Source organism: Acidaminococcus sp. AM33-14BH, assembly GCF_003603525.1.
Lineage (GTDB): Bacteria > Bacillota > Negativicutes > Acidaminococcales > Acidaminococcaceae > Acidaminococcus > Acidaminococcus intestini.
Genome location: NZ_QTNG01000011.1, coordinates 26,068 through 44,922, shown reverse-complemented (window position 1 = coordinate 44,922; position 18,855 = coordinate 26,068). Strand labels below are relative to the sequence as shown.

The 18,855-nt window shown below is 51.6% G+C and carries 16 protein-coding genes, 2 tRNA genes and 1 other annotated feature; of the genes, 6 read left to right on the top strand and 12 right to left on the bottom strand.

Annotated features, from left to right (window positions below):
• Window positions 1–9: 9 nt before the first annotated feature.
• From fumC to leuB, 6 genes are all read left to right on the top strand, one after another.
• Window positions 10–1,404 (top strand): class II fumarate hydratase, encoded by a 1,395-nt coding sequence (gene fumC, locus DW817_RS08390; RefSeq protein ID WP_120112053.1) that lies wholly within the window; start codon window positions 10–12, stop codon window positions 1,402–1,404.
• A gap of 1 nt (window position 1,405) precedes the next feature.
• Window positions 1,406–1,690, top strand: coding sequence for a TIGR04076 family protein (locus DW817_RS08385; RefSeq protein ID WP_009015043.1), 285 nt, complete (start codon window positions 1,406–1,408; stop codon window positions 1,688–1,690).
• 194 nt (window positions 1,691–1,884) lie between these two features.
• Window positions 1,885–2,144: a binding site (T-box leader), on the top strand.
• 47 nt (window positions 2,145–2,191) lie between these two features.
• Entirely contained in the window at window positions 2,192–3,934 is a 1,743-nt protein-coding gene (locus tag DW817_RS08380) for a 2-isopropylmalate synthase (protein ID WP_120112049.1), read from the top strand.
• Window positions 3,935–3,964: 30 nt separating this feature from the next.
• Complete coding sequence (gene leuC / locus DW817_RS08375; RefSeq protein WP_009015041.1) at window positions 3,965–5,221, top strand: 3-isopropylmalate dehydratase large subunit; 1,257 nt, start codon at window positions 3,965–3,967, stop codon at window positions 5,219–5,221.
• Between the two features lies 1 nt (window position 5,222).
• A complete protein-coding gene (locus DW817_RS08370) occupies window positions 5,223–5,714 on the top strand; it encodes a 3-isopropylmalate dehydratase small subunit (protein ID WP_009015040.1) in 492 nt (163 codons plus the stop codon).
• Window positions 5,711–6,781, top strand: coding sequence for a 3-isopropylmalate dehydrogenase (leuB, locus tag DW817_RS08365; protein WP_009015039.1), 1,071 nt, complete (start codon window positions 5,711–5,713; stop codon window positions 6,779–6,781). Before DW817_RS08370 ends, leuB begins: the two co-directional genes overlap by 4 nt.
• Window positions 6,782–6,829: 48 nt before the next feature.
• Here leuB and DW817_RS10630 read toward each other — a convergent pair whose 3' ends face one another.
• From DW817_RS10630 to DW817_RS08310, 12 genes are all read right to left on the bottom strand, one after another.
• Window positions 6,830–6,976, bottom strand: a complete 147-nt coding sequence (locus tag DW817_RS10630; RefSeq protein ID WP_014129174.1) for a hypothetical protein — start codon at window positions 6,974–6,976, stop codon at window positions 6,830–6,832.
• Between the two features lie 253 nt (window positions 6,977–7,229).
• Window positions 7,230–7,305: transfer RNA gene (locus tag DW817_RS08360), tRNA-Lys, on the bottom strand.
• 74 nt (window positions 7,306–7,379) lie between these two features.
• Window positions 7,380–8,675: an adenylosuccinate synthase gene (locus tag DW817_RS08355; RefSeq protein WP_009015038.1), complete on the bottom strand. Its 1,296-nt coding sequence runs from the start codon at window positions 8,673–8,675 to the stop codon at window positions 7,380–7,382.
• Between the two features lie 21 nt (window positions 8,676–8,696).
• Entirely contained in the window at window positions 8,697–9,989 is a 1,293-nt protein-coding gene (gene purB, locus DW817_RS08350; RefSeq protein WP_009015037.1) for an adenylosuccinate lyase, read from the bottom strand.
• Window positions 9,990–10,297: 308 nt separating this feature from the next.
• Window positions 10,298–11,653, bottom strand: a complete 1,356-nt coding sequence (gene dnaB / locus DW817_RS08345) for a replicative DNA helicase (RefSeq protein WP_009015036.1) — start codon at window positions 11,651–11,653, stop codon at window positions 10,298–10,300.
• Between the two features lie 3 nt (window positions 11,654–11,656).
• Entirely contained in the window at window positions 11,657–12,109 is a 453-nt protein-coding gene (rplI, locus tag DW817_RS08340; RefSeq protein WP_009015035.1) for a 50S ribosomal protein L9, read from the bottom strand.
• Window positions 12,069–14,117, bottom strand: a complete 2,049-nt coding sequence (locus DW817_RS08335) for a DHH family phosphoesterase (RefSeq protein ID WP_009015034.1) — start codon at window positions 14,115–14,117, stop codon at window positions 12,069–12,071. The genes rplI and DW817_RS08335 overlap by 41 nt, the downstream gene beginning before the upstream one ends.
• Window positions 14,118–14,128: 11 nt before the next feature.
• Window positions 14,129–15,070, bottom strand: coding sequence for a YybS family protein (locus DW817_RS08330; RefSeq protein WP_120112046.1), 942 nt, complete (start codon window positions 15,068–15,070; stop codon window positions 14,129–14,131).
• A gap of 164 nt (window positions 15,071–15,234) precedes the next feature.
• Window positions 15,235–15,310, bottom strand: a tRNA-Thr gene (locus DW817_RS08325).
• A gap of 65 nt (window positions 15,311–15,375) precedes the next feature.
• A complete protein-coding gene (gene murI / locus DW817_RS08320) occupies window positions 15,376–16,176 on the bottom strand; it encodes a glutamate racemase (protein WP_021737252.1) in 801 nt (266 codons plus the stop codon).
• A gap of 120 nt (window positions 16,177–16,296) precedes the next feature.
• Window positions 16,297–17,250 (bottom strand): L-lactate dehydrogenase, encoded by a 954-nt coding sequence (locus DW817_RS08315; protein WP_120112042.1) that lies wholly within the window; start codon window positions 17,248–17,250, stop codon window positions 16,297–16,299.
• Window positions 17,251–17,440: 190 nt separating this feature from the next.
• Complete coding sequence (locus DW817_RS08310) at window positions 17,441–18,778, bottom strand: GntP family permease (RefSeq protein ID WP_009015030.1); 1,338 nt, start codon at window positions 18,776–18,778, stop codon at window positions 17,441–17,443.
• Between the last annotated feature and the right edge of the window lie 77 nt (window positions 18,779–18,855).

The following is an 18,855-nucleotide window of genomic DNA, read 5'->3' as shown; positions in this document are numbered from 1 at the left end:
TCGATCATCATGAGCGATACAAAAAAGTCGGCAAAGGGCCCTGCCCTTCGGAAAGAACATGATTCCATGGGGGAAATCCTCGTCCCCTGCGATAAATATTGGGGTGCCCAGACGCAGCGCAGCTTTGAGAACTTCCGCATTGGCACGGAAAAGATGCCGCCTGAAGTGATTTCCGCCTTCGCCATCCTCAAAAAATCAGCAGCCCAAGCAAACTGTGAGCTGGGAACGCTCCCTAAGGAAAAAGCCGTACTCATTGAAAAAGCCTGCGAAGAGATCCTTGACGGCAGTCTCGACGGCAACTTTCCCCTTGCGGTCTGGCAAACCGGAAGCGGCACCCAGAGCAACATGAACATCAACGAAGTCATTGCCCACAGGGGAAATGAGCTTGCCAAAAAGACATGCCTTCACCCCAATGACGACGTCAATAAATCCCAAAGCTCAAATGATACCTTCCCGACGGCCATGCACATTGCCGCCATAAAGGTCATCGAAGAACATCTTTTTCCTCGCCTTGACGCGCTCATAAAGACCTTCAAGGACCTTGAAAAGAAACATCGGGGCATTGTCACAACAGGCCGGACCCATCTCCAGGATGCGGTTCCCATTGCCTTTTCCCAGGAAATCTCGGGCTGGCGAACCATGCTTGAACGCAGCCGTGATGAACTCAAGACCTCAGAAAAAGGGCTCCTTGAACTGGCGCTAGGAGGAACGGCCGTCGGGACAGGGCTTAATGCACCAAAAGACTTTGATCGGACCGTTGCCGCCTATATCGCCCAAAATACAGGCTATGCCTTTAAAACCGCCCCCAATAAGTTCCATGCTCTCACAAGCCTTGACGACATGGTCTTCAGTCACGGCGCCCTCAAGGCCTTAGCCGCCAATCTCATGAAGATTGCCAACGACGTGCGCTGGCTGGCCAGCGGACCCCGGGACGGACTTGGCGAAATCACCATTCCCGCCAATGAACCAGGATCTTCCATCATGCCGGGCAAGGTCAACCCCACCCAATGCGAAGCTGTCACCATGGTTGCCGTCCAAGTCATGGGCAATGATGCAGCCATTGGGTTCGCCGCGTCCCAAGGAAACTTCCAGTTGAATGTCTTCCTTCCCGTTACAATCTATAACTTCCTCCAGTCCGTGCGGCTTTTGGGAGACGCCATGGAATCATTCCGCATCCACTGCGCCCTCGGCATCAAGGCAAATAAAGCTAAGATGAAGGAAAACCTCCACCGCTCCCTCATGCTAGTTACGGCCCTGACCCCCTATATCGGCTATGAAAAGGCGGCGGAAGTCGCTAAACTGGCCCACAAGAAGGATCTTTCCCTCAAGGAAGCCATCCTCGAATTGGACTACATGACAGAAACGGACTTTGATGCCCATTTCCATCCAGAAAAGATGGTGTAAGATGACAAAACGCTGTGAAATCATCATTCGTGTCGTTGATAAAAAAGGGGAGGCCCCTTGCCACCACGGCCATGTAAAGGGTATGGAACTGTCCTGGGACCATGACCGGGGCCGCCTGTGCCCCATGGCCCAGCATGCCCTCTTTCCCTATATCGATATTCTCCGCTACGGCGGCACCCTTCCCGGCATGAAGGGAAACCGTTTCCGTGTTGCCTGTCCTGATGCTGAGGTCATCAACATCTTTGAAATTGAGATGCGAACCAATCCCTCCCCACAAAAAAAATAACTGGATGGGGCTGCCCCTTTGGGCAGCCCCCTTTCATTAGGCCCCGCCTGCATGCCTTTTCTTTGGCTCATCAAGGCCAGTTGTATTATAGGTTACACTTTTATTTGCAAAAAGCATGCTTTAGTATTATCCTTAAAATTTTTCTTGATTTTTGTCTTTTTTCATGATACTATCTGAACCATAATTTCAAAGCAAGAGATGCATTGAAGGGAAAGAGTACGTTTCAGGAAAACCTCCAGAGAGCTGCCGGGTGGTGCAAGGCAGCGGCGGACCGAAACCGAACTGATCCCTGAGCAACTTTCCTGAACCCGCGCATGACAGTAGGGGAAGCCGGCTCCTGACCGTTATCAATCAGGGCGGTATCGATGGACACGTCATCCGTACCGGCTAAGGGCACACCAAATGGTGTGAAGTGGAGTGGTACCGCGCAAGATTTGAATCTTTCGTCTCTCACAAAGAGAGAAGAAAGATTTTTTTATTGCCTGTAAGGAGGACATCATCATGAAACATGTAGAAGCTTACAAAAAGGGCTATTATCTGCCCCCTGTCGTCGATATGAGCTGGGCCATGGCCGACGCGCCCAAAAAAGCCCCTATTTGGTGCAGCGTGGACCTGCGCGACGGCAACCAGGCCCTCGTGATTCCCATGAGCCTCCAAGAGAAGATTCGCTTCTACAAGACCCTCGTCGCCATGGGGTTCAAGGAAATTGAAGTCGGATTTCCTGCCGCGTCAGAAACGGAATATGACTTCCTCCGCTATTTGGTTGACCATGATCTCATCCCTGACGATGTGACGGTCCAGGTCCTCACCCAGGCACGGGAACACATCATCAAAAAGACTTTTGAAGCCCTGAAAGGCGTCAAAAGCGCCATCGTCCACGTCTACAATTCGACGAGCGTCGCGCAAAGGGAGCAAGTCTTCCACAAATCAAAGGAGGAAATCAAGGAAATTGCCGTTAATGGGGCGCGTCTTTTGCAGCGCCTCACGGAAGAAGCCCACGCGTCTTACCGCTTTGAGTATTCACCAGAAAGCTTTACGGGGACGGAACCAGAATACGCCCTGGAAGTCTGCAACGCAGTCCTCGACGTGTGGAAACCGCAGCCAGACCGGAAGGTCATCATCAACCTGCCATCGACGGTGCAGATGTCCATGCCCCATATCTTTGCCGCCCAAGTGGCCTATCTTTCCCAGAACCTTTCCTACCGTGATGCCGTTGTCCTTTCCGTCCATCCCCACAATGACCGCGGCACTGGTGTTGCCGATGCAGAAATGGCCATGCTCGCCGGTGCGAACCGCGTAGAAGGAACGCTCTTTGGCAACGGCGAACGGACAGGCAACGCGGACATCGTCACCATCGGCATGAACCTCTATGCCTTGGGCATCGATCCGCAGCTTGATTTTTCCAATATGCCGGACCTTGTAAAGACCTATGAGGAAGTAACGCGCATGCATGTCAGTGAGCGTCAGCCCTACGCCGGAAAGCTTGTCTTTGCCGCCTTCTCCGGCTCCCATCAGGATGCCATTGCCAAAGGCATGAAATATCGTAAGGAGCACAATGACCCGTACTGGACGTGCCCGTACCTTTATATCAATCCCCACGATGTGGGCCGCACCTATGATGCCGATGTTATCCGCATCAACAGCCAAAGCGGCAAGGGCGGCGTCGCCTACATCATGGAAACAGCCTATGGCATCGATATGCCAAAAGCGATGCGGGAAGACTTCAGCTACTTTGTAAAAGACGTTTCCGATCATAAGCACCAGGAATTGAAGCCCGATGAAATCTTCAATCTCTTTAAGGATCATTACGTCGATAAGAGCCTTCCCATTGAACTGCAGGATACGCTCTTCCGCAAGAAGGACGGAAAATGGCAGGGCAAAGTCCTCGTCCGGGCTGCCGGCCGCGACGTGATCCTTGAAGGAGCCGGCAATGGCCAGCTCGACGCCGTCAAGGATGCCCTCTGCCGGGCTTTCCACTTTACCGTGACGGACCTTACGTACAGCGAACACGACCTGGACCGGGTCGCTGAATCACGGGGCATTGCCTACTTTGGCATTACAGATGAAAAAGGCGTCACAACCTGGGGTGCCGGCGTCGACACGGATACGATGACGGCCTCCATCAAGGCCTTCATCAGTGCCCTGAACCGCCGCAAAGACGCCAAGGACCATGTCTATGGCGCTGGCCTCATCTCCTCTGAAGAGGCAGTCAATGCTTTCCACCAAGCGGCCAGTGCCCGCTAAATTTAGGGTAAAAGAAAGGATGTATGCACGATGGGAATGACCATGACACAAAAAATCCTCGCCAAACACGCAGGAAAGGACCTCGTTAAACCAGGTGACCTCATCACCTGCCGACTCGACCGCGTCCTTGCAAACGATATTACAGCACCGCCGGCCATCAAGGAATTTGAAAAGATTGGGCGCCCCGTCTTTGATAAGGACCGCATCGTCCTTGTCCCGGACCACTTCATTCCCAACAAGGACATTAAATCCGCCGGCCTTGCCAAGATTGTCCGTGACTTCGCCAAAGCCCATCATATCACCCATTATTATGAAACTGGACGAGCCGGCATCGAACACGTCATTCTGCCGGAAAAGGGTATTGTCGGACCGGGCATGCTCACCATCGGCGCCGACTCCCACACCTGCACCTACGGCGCCCTGGGCGGCTTTGCCACCGGTGTGGGGTCAACAGACCTGGGCGCTGCCATGGCAACGGGCACGTGCTGGTTCAAGGTACCGGAAGCCATTAAGGTCATCATTACAGGAAAAAAACCGGCGGATATTACGGGTAAGGATGTCATGCTGACCCTTATCGGCATGATTGGCGTCGACGGGGCCCTCTACCAGTCCCTGGAATTTACGGGCGACGGCATTGCTGAGCTTTCCATGACGGACCGCTTCACCATGGCCAATATGGCCATTGAAGCAGGCGCGAAAAACGGCATCTTCCCCGTCGATGAAAAGACCAAGGCCTACGAACAAGGCCGTGTTGAAGACTATGAAATTGTTACAGCAGACAGTGACGCTGTCTATAAACGGACCGTGACCATCGATCTAACAGCCCTTACCCCCGTCGTTGCCTTCCCCCACCTGCCAGGAAACACCAAAGCTATTGGCACCTTTGGAGACATTCCCATCGACCAGGTCGTCATCGGTTCCTGCACGAACGGCCGTCTGGAAGATCTTGCCATTGCAGCCAAGATCCTTGAAGGCCGTACTGTCCATCCAGATGTGCGCTGCATCGTTATTCCCGGCAGCCAGGAAGTCTACAAGGAAGCCATGAAAAAAGGCTACATCGATACCTTCATCGACGCCGGCTGCGTTGTTTCGACGCCGACCTGCGGTCCTTGCCTGGGCGGCTACATGGGCATCCTGGCCGCCGGTGAACGCTGCGTATCGACGACAAACCGCAATTTCCGGGGCCGCATGGGCCACGTGGACAGCGAAGTTTATCTAGCAGGTCCGCAAGTCGCAGCAGCCAGTGCGATTTTAGGAAAGATTGCCGCCCCAAAGGAGGTCAAATAAGATGAAATACGAAGGAAAAACTTGGACCTATGGAGACAATATCGATACGGACGTCATCATTCCCGCCCGCTACCTCAATTCCTTTGATCCCAAGGAACTGGCCTCCCACTGCATGGTCGACATTGACGAAAGCTTTGCCAAAGAGGTAAAGGCCGGCGATATCATGGTCGGCGGCTGGAACTTTGGTTGCGGCTCTTCCCGCGAGCATGCTCCCATTGCCATCAAGGCATCGGGCGTGCCCGTCATCATTGCCGCAAGCTTTGCCCGGATCTTTTACCGCAACGCCATCAACGTCGGCCTTCCTGTCCTGGAAATTGGCAACGATGTCAAAAAGATTCGAAAAGGAGACATCCTAAGCGTCGATATCAGCACGGGTACCATTGCCGATAAGACCACAGGCGACACCTTCAAGGCGCCGCCCCTGCCGGACTTCATCCAAGGCATTGCCTCGGCCGGTGGGCTCATTGCCTATGTAAAGGAGCATGCCCAATGAAAAAAAAGATCGTTGTTATCCCTGGTGACGGCATTGGCGGCGAAATTACGGACGCCGCGGTAAAGGTCCTCAAAAAGACCGCAGCCATCTATCACCTGGACCTTTCCCTTGATCAAAAGATGGCCGGTGGAACCGCCTATGATGCCTGCGGGGACCCTCTTCCCAAGGAAACGGTAGAAGCAGCCCAAAACGCCGATGCGGTCCTTTTTGGTGCCGTAGGCGGCGACAAATGGGACAATGTAGATCCCCTCAAACGGCCGGAAAAAGCCGTCCTCGGCCTGCGCAAGGCTCTAGGGCTTTATGTCAACCTGCGTCCCGTCCATGTCTCCCCTGTCCTTGCGCCCTATTCGCCCTTGAAGCCCGATATCGTGACGGGCACGGATGTCCTCATCGTGCGCGAACTCATTGGCGGCATCTATTTTGGTGACCGCTGCGAATCGGAAATCCATGACGGCGTGGAACGAGCCTGGGACCTTGAAAACTACAGCGTCCCCGAAGTGGAGCGTATCAGCCGCTTTGCCTTCAAGGCCGCCCAGGGCCGCCGCAAAAAGGTCACCAGCGTCGATAAGAGCAACGTCCTTGCCACAAGCCGGCTCTGGCGCCGCACAGTCACAAAAGAGCACAAGGCCTATCCCGATGTAGCACTGAACCATATGTACGTTGATAACTGCGCCATGCAGCTGGCAGCCCGTCCCACCCAGTTTGACGTCATCGTGACAAGCAACCTCTTTGGCGATATCCTGAGCGATGAAGCGGCTGTATTGGGCGGCTCCATCGGTATGATGCCGTCGGCCTCAGTCGGTGAAAAGACAAGCCTCTTTGAGCCAATCCACGGATCGGCTCCCGATATTGCTGGTAAAGGAATCGCCAACCCCTGTGCTACTATCCTTTCTGCGGCGATGCTGTTTCGCTATGCCTTAGGAGAGGAAGCAGCCGCCCAAGCCATTGAAAAAGCTGTCGACGCGGCGCTTCTTGACGGCTGGCGGACACCGGACCTCTACAAGGACGGCTTCAAGAAAGCTGATACGGACACCATGACTGGTATCATCTTGGATCAAATTGTCTAGAAATTAAAAAAGACAGGAACAAACCACGTTCCTGCCTTCTTTTTTGCCTTATTTAGCCTGCTGTTTGGGTGTTGCGGTCGTTGTTACATCGGCTGCAGGCAGCGTGCCCTGACCCGGTTTCAAGATCATTATGCCGCCCATCAAAAGAACCGTCAGCAGAAGGAATACGATAAGATCCCTGCCATCACGTGTCATACGCCGTCCTTCCTTTCCTAGTGAAATAATAGATATTATACATCAACAGGACGGTTCTGTCGATAAAAATTGGTTTCTGCCATCAAAAATTCATGGCTCTTTCCATGAGGAAACAGGGAACGCCTCGTGCCTTTTCTTGTTCCATCCCGGGAAAAGCTCAAGAACCTCTATCTGTCTCATTTTTCTTTTCAGCAGCATGAACCTAAAAACGAACCCCCTGCCAATAGGCAAGGGGTTCGCAGTCCTTTTCAAATGGTGATCCACCCGGGATTCGAACCCGGGACACCCTGATTAAAAGTCAGGTGCTCTACCAACTGAGCTAGTGAATCATTGGCTTTTCACAGCCCTAATATTGTAACGGGTTTTTCCGCCTTTTGTCAAGGGGGAATTTCCCGCTCCAGCCTCAGTCTTCAAAGAAGGATTTGAGGGTAAAGGTTTGATCACGGTTCGGACCAACGGAAACAATGCCGATTTCAACGCCGACCACTTCACTCAGACGGTTCAGGTAGGTCTGCGCTTCCTGCGGCAGGTCTTCATAGGAACGGACGCTGCTGATGTCGCATTTCCAGCCCTTGAAGGTTTCGTAGACAGGTTTTGCCTTGGCCAGGATGGAAAGGTCGGCCGGAATATATTTGATGGGCTTGCCGTCGATTTCCCAGCCTGTGCACATCTTGATTTCATCCAGACCATCAAGGATATCCAGACGCGTAATGGCTAAGCTGTCCATGCTGTTGATGCGTGCCGCATATTTGACCATAAAGGCATCGAGCCAGCCGCAGCGGCGGGGACGGCCCGTAACGGTCCCAAATTCATGGCCCGTTTCCCTAAGATACGTACCGGGGCCATCTGTATCAAAAAGTTCGCAGACAAAAGGACCTTCGCCAACACGGGTCGTATAAGCTTTGACAACACCGACTACATGGTCAATGAAACGAGGGCCTACGCCGCTGCCCGTAGCCGCATTGCCGGCTGTCGGGTTGGAACTTGTAACGTAGGGGAACGTCCCATAATCGATATCAAGGAAAGTGGCTTGGGCGCCTTCAAAAAGAACCTTTCTTCCTTCGTCAAAAAAGTCTCCTAAGGCGACACTCGTGTCACATACATGGGGACGGAGCGCTTCGGCATATTCAAGATAGGCCTTCAGCATCGGTTCATAAGCCAAAGGTTCTGCCTTGTAGTATTCCGTAAAAAGTTTGTTTTTTGCGGAAAGGGTCCGTTTCAGTTTTTCAGCAAGGACCTCTTTGTTCATGAGATCACAGACACGAATCCCTGTACGGGCATACTTATCCATGTAACAAGGTCCGATCCCGCCCTTGGTCGTACCAATCTTGTTCGCCCCCAAAGCCAGTTCCTGCAGTTCATCCTGTTTTTCATGATAGGGGAAGACGACATGGGCCCGGTCACTGATGAGCAGATTCGTCGTATCAACGCCTTTGGCCTGCATGCCCCGGATTTCTTCCAGGACGACGCGGGGGTTGATGACAACGCCGTTACCCAAGATGCAAGTTTTATCCTTATAGAGGATGCCGCTTGGCAATAATCTCAGTTTATAGGCAACATCATTGACAACAACCGTATGGCCTGCGTTGGAGCCGCCGGAATAACGGACCACTACATCGGCACGCTGGGCCAAAAAATCCACAATCTTGCCTTTTCCTTCATCGCCCCATTGGGAGCCGATTACAACGATAGATGACATAACGTTCTCCTTACCTAGATCTTACATCCCATAGCGGGCGTAGATATCATCAATATGCTTAAGCATATGCTTGGGTTCAAAGCAGGCTTCAATTTCTTCTTTCGTGAGGTATTTTTCGATATCAGGGTCGGCTTCAACGTTGGTCTTGAAATCAGCCCCTTCCAGCCAGCGGGCCATGGCATTGCGCTGAACCCACTTGTAGGCATCCTCGCGCAGGACACCTTTGCCAACAAGAGCGACCAAAAGGTTCTGGCTGAAGATAAGACCGCCCGTCTTATTGAGGTTGCGAATCATGGCATCAGGATAAACAAGGAGCTTATCGAGAATATTGGTCATCTTGCGGAGCATATGGTCCAGAAGAATCGTGCTGTCCGGCAGAATAATCCGTTCCACGGAAGAATGGGAAATATCGCGTTCATGCCAAAGTGCCACATTTTCAAGGGCAGCCTGGGCATTGCCGCGGAGCACACGGGCAAGGCCACAGATCTTTTCGCACGTAATCGGATTGCGCTTATGCGGCATGGCGGAAGAACCCTTCTGTCCAGGTGCAAAATATTCTTCTGCTTCACGGATGTCCGTCCGCTGCAGGGCACGGATTTCCGTAGCCATTTTTTCAAGGGAAGCCCCGCAGACAGCAATCGTCGTCAGATAAAAAGCATGACGGTCCCGCTGCACGACCTGGGTAGCCAGGCGAACCGGTTCCAGTCCTAATTTTTCGCAGACATATTTTTCAACAAAGGGATCGATATTGGAATAGGTGCCGACAGCACCGCTGAGCTTACCGACAGAAATGTATTTCTTCGCCAGTTCCAAGCGTTCGATGTTGCGTTCCGTTTCATCCATCCAAAGAAGGAATTTCAGGCCAAAGGTCATAGGTTCGGCATGGATTCCATGGGTTCTTCCCACACAGATCGTGTTCCGATAGGTTTGGGCCTGACGTTTCAGGACTTCATGGAGCTTCTTTTCCAGATCGATCAGAAGCTCGCAGGAATGCTTCATCATGACACCCATGGCCGTATCCTTGACGTCACTGGACGTAAGCCCTTTATGGATATATTTGGAGGCATCGCCTACGTGTTCCGCTACATTGGTGAGCAGGGAGATGATATCGTGGTTTGTCACCTTTTCGATTTCATGGACCCGATCCAGTTCAAAATCAGCCTTGGTCTGGATGTCATGAAGAGCATCATCAGGGACAATACCCAATTTGTTCATGGCTTCACAGGCAAGAATCTCAACCTTGACCATGGTCCGGTCTTCATTTTCTTCCGTCCAGATGGACCCCATTTCTTTACCCGTATAACGTGGAATCACAGTACTTCCTCCTTAGCAAAATGCTTCCTGTAACATTGCATGACAATACAGCGCACCATTATGGCCGCCCTCTCATTGTATCATTTTTCCGAACGAGTCGCAATGACTTCTCATATAAGAATGGGACTTACCTTGACTTTTCTTAAGATAAGAATAGGAGAAAATTCAAGAAAGATGAAGGCTGCTCTTCCTTTCCGGCGACATAAGTCCTCCATTTATTTCTTCTGAACAAAAAATAGATTTTTTCCTAAAATCGTTCACATTATGAGTCCTCAAAAAAAGAGGACTGCCTGTGCAGTCCCCTTGAATCATCCTTGCTGGTCGGCCATCTGGGCCAGATGCTCCGGCGTAAGGTCGAAAAAGTGTGTCGTATCCTTCTGGAAAAAGAGATTGACCGTTCCCACCGGACCATTACGATGCTTGGCTACGATGAGTTCTGCCACATTCTTTTGTTCCGTATCAGGATTATAGTAATCGTCACGATAGATGAAGCAGACAATATCGGCATCCTGTTCGAGGGCTCCTGATTCACGAAGGTCGCTGAGCATCGGCCGCTTGCTGGTCCGCGACTCAACACTGCGGCTGAGCTGACTGAGGGCAATGACCGGTACATTCAGTTCCCTTGCAAGGCCTTTGAGGGACCGTGAAATCTCACTCATCTCCTGCTGACGATTGTCACTGGCCCGTTTCGACGAGCCCTGCATGAGCTGCAGATAATCGACAATAATCAGGTCAAGTCCGTTTTCAGCCTTCCAGCGCCGTGCCTTGGACCGCATTTCCATCGCCGTCATACCCGGCGTATCATCCAACATGATACTGGCATTGCTGAGCCGGTCAGCAGCGGCAATGAGATTCGGCCATTCCTGATCCTGGAGCTGCCCAATCCGCAGACGGGAAGCATCAATGCCAGCCTGACTGCAGAGCATACGCTGGACCAGCTGCTCTTTGCTCATTTCCAAGGAGAAAAAGATAACGGATTTATGACCCTTGATTCCCACATGTTCCGCAATATTGAGCACCAAGGAAGATTTACCCATGGATGGACGGGCAGCGACAATGATGAGGTCTGACGGCTGAAGTCCGCTCGTCATCTTATCAAAATCCGTAAATCCTGTAGGAAGCCCCGTAAAAGCTTCCTTTGAATCATATAGTTCCTCGATGCGTTCCATAGCGCCGCGCACAATATCACGGATTTTGACAATCCCACCGGTTTGGGTCCGGTTGGCAACAGAAAGGATCTTCTGTTCTGCCTCGTCGATGGTCCGGGCAATGTCGGTATCTTCTTCATAGCCCGTAGCCGCAATATCCGTTGCCGCATTGATCAGCTGCCGGCGCAGGGATTTTTCCTCCACAATCTTGGCATGGTATTCCACGTTCGCCGCCGTCGGAACAGCGTTGGAAAGGTTAGTGATGGTCTGTGAACCGCCAACTGCATCAAGCTTGCCCTTTTTGCGGAGTTCCTCAATGACCGTAACGAGGTCAACCGCCTCATTGCGTTCATGGAGGTCCTTGATGGCGCCAAAAACGATGCGATCATCCTGACGATAGAAATCATCTTCCCGCAGGATCTCACAGGCCTTTTCAATGGCCTCGCGACTGATGAGCATGGCCCCCAGCACACTCTGCTCGGCCTCCACATTTTGAGGGGGAATCCGGTCTTCCATGACTTAAGCCTTTGCTTCTACGACGACCTTGAACTTAGCTGTCACTTCCGGCAGGAGTTTAGCCGTAGCCGTATATTCACCAGGGCTCTTGATGGTCTCCGGGATTTCAATCTTACGGCGATCAATGCCTTCCATTCCCGTCTGGGCAAGAAGTGCATCTGCCACATCCTTGGAAGCAATGGAACCGAAGAGCTTACCATTTTCACCGACCTTGACGGCCAGATGAAGTACCACTTTTTCCAGCTGCGAGGCCAGTACGACCGCTTCATCATGGGCCTGAGCCTTGCGATGGGCTGCTACCTTTTGATCGGCCTTGGCCTGGTTCAGGTTACGGGCCGTTGCTTCCTGGGCAAAGCCCCGGGGAATGAGATAGTTGCGGCCATACCCTTCAGCCGTCTCAATGATTTCACCTTTTTTACCCAACTTCTTTACGTCCTTCAGCAGAATTACCTTCATCGGAATCGCTCTCCTTCATTTGTTCTTTTGCCATCTCAATGATCTTCGGAATCAGGTCCTCGGCCTTGGCGCCCTTAATCTGGACACCGGCTACAGTCTGATGACCGCCGCCGCCGAGTTCTTCCATCATGGTCTGGACATTGACGGACCCGTCACTGCGGGCCGAAATACTGACGCCATCGTCGCTCTCATTGAGAACGGCGCTGACATGGATATCATTCATGGTCAGCAGCTCATCGGCTGCTTGGGCGACAACAACGGAAACATTGCGGTCATTCTGGGCACCGCCGGAATGAACCGAAACAGCAAGACCCGGAATGGGTTTCTTCATTTCCGTAATGATCTTGGCCCGGAGGATAACAGAGGCGTCATCTTCTTTAAAAAGCTGGGATACGGCATGAGGATCGGCACCATAGCGCCTCAGATAGGCCGCGGCCTCAAAGGTCCGTTCACCGGTCTGGACAGCAAAGTTCTTGGTGTCAACAACGATCCCAGCATAAAGGACGGAGGCCTCCAGCGGGCTGATTTCCATGCGTTCCTGGAAATACTGCAGGATTTCCGTAACCATTTCACTTGTCGAGGAGGTGGACGGCTCCATGTACTGCAGCATCACTTCCTCAATGACATCTTCAGCCCGGCGATGGTGATCGATGATCACGCGCCGCCTGATGGCAGCAAGGAGTTTTGGTGCCGCCGTGAGCATGGCCCGATGATGGTCTACCAAAACCAGGAGACTGCCCGGCGTACGCTGCTCCATGGCAACCTCTTCACTGATGATGAGATCCTCGTAGGGATTATTGCCGTGGGTTACGTTTTCAATGTTATCTACAGCCGTCCCCTGACCACTCCAGACAATATAGCACTCCTTGCCCAAGGTCCGAGCCATCTTGGCCACGCCAATGGCCGCACCAATGGCATCATAGTCCTCGTTGACGTGCCCCATGATAAAGACCTTATCGGCATTTGTCATAAGTTCGTGAATGGCCTGGGCGACAATCCGGGCCCGCACGCGGGTATTTTTCGCCTGCACGCTCCCGCGGGCACCATAAAAGCTCACTTCCTCACCAATGGAGACAACGGCCTGATCTCCGCCGCGCCCCAAAGCAAGGTCCAAACAGGACTGGGCCTTTTGAGCCATTTCCGAAAGGGTCTTCATGCCGCTTGCCACACCAATACTGACGGTCGGTGTAATCCGCGGATTGATCTTGATTTCCCGTACCTTGTCAAGGAGGGGAAACTTCCGATTGATGGTATCGACAAGACCTTTCCTGTTGATGCCTACAAGATAGAGATCTTCAGAATACTTAAGAGAATAACCGTTGACTTCTTCCGCCCAGGAGTTGATGGCCTTCGTGATGGCAACCACCAGGCTTGCCCGGTCACTTTCATTGAGGCCCTTTAGGGCATCGGCGTAGTTATCGAACTGGACATAAGCCACAACGGGGCGCTCATCCTCATAGCGGCGTTGCTGCCGCTCCTTATTGGTCACATCATACAGGTAGATGACAACACCCGTGTCACTGCCAGCTTCTTCTGTTGTCTGGATGGGACGGACCAGCATGGAATAGATGCGGTCGCCAATTTTGATGCTCTTATCGGAATCACGGACCCGGAGGGTCGCAAAATTATTTTCCGGCGGTGGCAGGATCTTATCAAAAAGGGAGCCCAAAGGGGCATCCACATTGATGTACTCATTGAAGAGTCGGTTTTTCCACTGTAAGTGGCCTTCCTGGTCAAATACGGCAATTCCTACAGGCAGGCGCTGAACGGCGTAATGGTTGGCCCGCTCAATATTCCGCACCACCGTCGTCATGGCATGGTTGAACCATGCCTCCCGGAGCTTACTGCTGCGGGAACTGAAATAATAGACGAGAAGGACAGCAGTAAAACCAGCAGCTGTCCAAATCACCTGGTTAACATAAAAGCCATAGACGACACAAAGGGTGCCGAGGATGGCCGCCGCGACCCGAAGGGTACGCCATAATTTGGCTCGTTCTTCGTCTTTCATGGTCGATTCTCCTATCTTTTGCGCAGTTTGCGCTGGTCCGTTACCATCTCAATGGCTCCCATGACCACGAGGAACTGGGAAACAAGGGGAATCACGAAACTGGTAAGGACTGCCAAGGGAAACCAAAAACGCGGTTTTCCCCGAACCTGTACGTACCAAAGAACCACACTGAGTCCCTGCAGCAAGAGCAGCATGCTTGCCACGGTAAAAAGGGTGTAGCTTCCCAGGAAGCCATAGCTGGTCTCATCTCCGCGAAAATAAAGCAGCGTTGCCATACCCAGTCCGTACCCTCCCAAGATCCAACGCGGCAAGGTCCACGTGGCAAAAGGAGGGAACCAAGGGTAGGGATCGCCTAACCGGGAAAGGACCTTCCGAGCCGCCCAATAATTGACGAAGGCCGAAATGGGACAGCTAAGGAGCAGTCCAGCCGGAAGGACGAGACTCAGCATATGCTGCATCCGTTCCAAGGATTCTGTGGTCATGATTCCGGAAACCCCCAGCGTATCATAGATGTCCTTGGTCATTTGAACAGATTCCGCAATGGCATGGGTAAAGGATTCCACCACATTGATGCCCATGAGGAAATAGGCTGCAAGGCCGCTGAGAACAACAGATAAAAGGGCCCCCAGACTCCCCCATAAGAGGACACTGGCAGGGGACTTCTGACGCCGCATCCCTTCCCCCATGACAAGGCCCAAGATGCCCAGAATAAGGACCTGGGTAACGGCCTGGAGGGGACTGATGAGAACAGCAACAACAGCACCGGTAACCAAAAGGCAGAGGACGCTCCACATCAGTCCATTACGCCTTCCGCATAAGATGATAGGAAGGGGCCACCAAACGCTTACGATAACATCGAGAACGGGAATATAATTGCCGATGAGGGTAAAAATCACCGCAATGGCCGCCAGGATGCCTGACTCCACAATGGCTGAAGTTTTCCGTCGAATCATGGTGTTCCTCCTTATAGATACGTCTTTTTATTTTACACCATTTACAGAGGATTGTCACCTTTTCCGGTCCCTGCTGGGAAGGATATAAGTGTCATCCATAGGTAGCCTTAAAAGAAAAACGACACTAAAAAGGCCCCCGGAAACCGGGGGCCAATCTTTTAAGATGGAGCTACCGACAGGATTTGAACCTGCGACCTGCTGATTACGAATCAGCCGCTCTACCAACTGAGCTACAGTAGCACTAACGAATGAATTTTATCATATTCCCTGATGTTGGTCAAGCCTTCTCTTTATTTTTTCGCAAATCAGGACTCAAGGTCAATCAGGTGAAATCGGGCATGGGCCAGGTCAAGCATACGGGAAGCAAGCCGCTTGCAACGGGCAAGATCCGCCGTAAAGCAAACTTCCAGGGATCCTTCCCCTTCTGTTTTGAGGAGTCCTTTGTTTTGGAGATGCTTAATAGCCTCATCCGTCGTCATTTCCGCTGGATCAAGGACCGTCACCTGAGGTCCAAAAGCGGCCGCAATCTCATCGTGGAGGAAAGGATAGTGCGTACAGGACAGCAGGAGGGTATCAATCCCATGGACCTTCATGGCATCCACATATTCCTTGATGGCTTCCTGCATTTCCGGACGACCAAATTTTTCACTTTCAATGAGCGGCACAAGTTTTGGACAGCCAAGGCCAAACACTTCAACACCGGGGTCAAGACGCTCGATTTCCCGCTTATGGGCCCCGGTGGAAACCGTAAAGTCCGTCGCAAAAAAGCCGACTTTATTGTTATGGGTGACTTCCCTGATATTGGACGCCCCCTTAGCCATGCCAATCACATCAAAGTCATAGCCATTGCGAATCGTATCAAGGCCAAGAACCGTAATGGTATTGCAGGCAACAACCAGTTCCTTGATCTTCCGACGGGCCAAGCAATCGGTCATTTCCTTCACAAACCGCTGGATTTCTTCCCGCGGCCGATCCCCGTAAGGCGTACGGGCCGTATCCCCGATAAAGATAAACTGCTCGTGGGGCATTTTCTTCTGCAACCATTTGAGGACCGTCAGGCCGCCGACACCGGAATCAATGACACCAATGGGCCTATCCTTCTCCATGCTATCCCTCCAAGATTTAACCATCTACATCAGTCATAACCGGTATTATACCATATCAGGCACCACTTGGAATGCTTTTTTAGGAGGAATCGGGCGATTTTTCCTTGCTTTCAAATTGCCTCAATATCCAATTGTGGCCGCTGTTTCCTTAAGGATCTCGGCAGACTTTTGCAGGGCGTCTCCTTCTTCTTTGCTCAGGGAAATGGGAACCACTTTTTCAATCCCCTTGGCCCCTACGATGGCAGGCACGCTGAGGGTTGCTCCCGAAAGGCCAAATTCCCCATCAAGATAAACGGATACAGGAAGCACGCTCTTTTCATCTCGGATGATGGCACTGCAGATACGGCGCACCCCCATGGCAATGCCATAATAGGTTGCCTTTTTCTTCTTGATGATTTCATAAGCACTATCCTTGACAGACTGAGCCAAGTGCTCCATGGAGGCTTTATGGTCATGATGGCCGCGAAATTCGCAGAAGCGGCTGAGCGGCATACCGGATACATAGGCACTGCTCCAAACCGGGATTTCGCTGTCACCATGTTCTCCGATGATATAAGCATCAATGTTCCGAGGATCCACGTCTAGGTGCTGACCCAAAAGATATTTAAGGCGGCCCGTATCAAGGACGGTCCCGCTCCCAAAGACGCGGCTCCGAGAAAAGCCGGACAGCTTTTGCGCGACATGGGTCAGGATATCAACGGGATTGGCCACGATAAGGAGAATGCCTTGATAATTGCGTTTGGCAATCTCAGGAATGATCGTGCTAAAAATGGCGGCATTCTTTTTTACCAGATCAAGGCGCGTTTCGCCCACCTTCTGGCTGGCGCCCGCCGTAATGACAATGATGGAGGCATCCATGATATCATCATAGTCTCCAGCGTAGATGTTCATAGGGGACGCAAAGATCATGCCGTGACCGATATCCATGGCTTCCCCTTCCGCCCGTTCCCGGTTCACATCGACAAGGACCAGTTCCGAAAAAAGTCCCTGTTCCATCAGGGCAAAGGCACTTGTAGCCCCGACCATACCGCAGCCAACAATGGCAATCTTTCGAGCATTGATTTCAGGATTCATAGCAAAGCTCCTTTCACAATATGTATTTCTTTCACGTACAGTTCTCCTCTATTGTAGGCCACCTTTTCCAGGGATTCAATGGATAGGGAAATAGTCCCACTTGCAAAAATAATTGGACGATTTAGCGCATAAAAAAGGGGACTCCCTAAGGAGCCCCAGTCAGCAAAAAAAATAAAATCTAGATAAGAAGTCAGCCCACCAGCGAGCCGATTACGTAAGCTGCCAATAAACCGGATAAAGACATGACCACATTTTGACAGACACAGAGAGATTTCATGGTTGTTCGGATATCATAGCCCATGAATTCACTAAAAACCCAAGTAAAGCTATTATTGACATGGGACCCCAAAGCAGAGCCAGCACTGATGGAAAGAAACGCCTGCAGGGGAGACAGGAGCCCCGTTTCACAAAGGGGCAGTGTAAGCCCTGCCGCCATGATTCCAGCAACGGAAGCAGATCCTTGGGCAAATTTTGAAAGACCCGTGATCAGAAAAGGAATTAGGAATACAGGAATGGGAGAGGCGGCCAGACTTTCAGCAAGGATCTTACCAACGCCAGTAACCCCAACAATATTTGCCAAAGCACCGCCTGCAGCCGTAATAAAGACAATAGGCCCCGAGGTACGGAGTGCGTCCGTCATGGGTGCATATTTTTTATCTTTCGGCAGGAAATTCCCTAAAAGAATAACGGATGAAACAATCCCTACGCAAAGCGCAATATTTTTATCACCAAAAAAGTTCAAAAGGGAAACAAGGACTGAGCCTTTTTCCAAAAAGATCCTACCTACTGAGCGAATCAAGATCAACACTATCGGGAGCAGTATGGGCGTGAGGGCTGCTCCGAAACTGGGCATGGGAGCTGACTCATCGTTCGTCTCTTCTTGAGCAGAAATATCCCGCGGAAGTTCCGTATACCACGAAGCCGGTTTCCGTTCCAAATAGTATTCCCCAAAAGCCCATACGCAAACTGTCACGAACAGCGCAGCTGGCATGCCCCATAAAATGGACGTTCCAATATCCAGCCCTAAAATGGCAATAATGGCAAGCGGCGCCGGTGTCGGTGCCACAAAAGCATTGGTTGCCAAAAGGGAACAAGCAGTCACTACGCCCATGGAACAAGCGTTCTTTCCACTTTTCCGTGCAACTGACTTAATAAGTGGGGACAGAAGTACAAGGGCAACATCACAGAAAACAGGGATGGCAATGACATATCCTGTAGCCGCTAGTGCGCCGGCAGCCCGATCTTTCCCTGTTATTTGAAGAAGCGTTTCCGCAATCCTTTGGCAGGCACGTGATTTTTCCAGGTAAATGCCTAAAATAGTGCCAAAAATAACCATAAGGCCGATATTTTTGCAGGTCTTGGCAAAGCCATCCACAATCGAGGCGATGGTTTTGTCCGTTCCCAGACCGCACCCGATCCCGATGGCAAGACTGGCAAGAAGCATACATACAAAAGGTCCCCACTTAGTTCTCATCATACACAAAAGCATAATAGCAAGACCGACAACAAAAATGAGTAAATTGGACATAAGAACCCCTTCCCTTCATCATAGATTCCGATTCATTCTTGATACGCTATATATAGCATGCTTTTCTTTTAAATGTA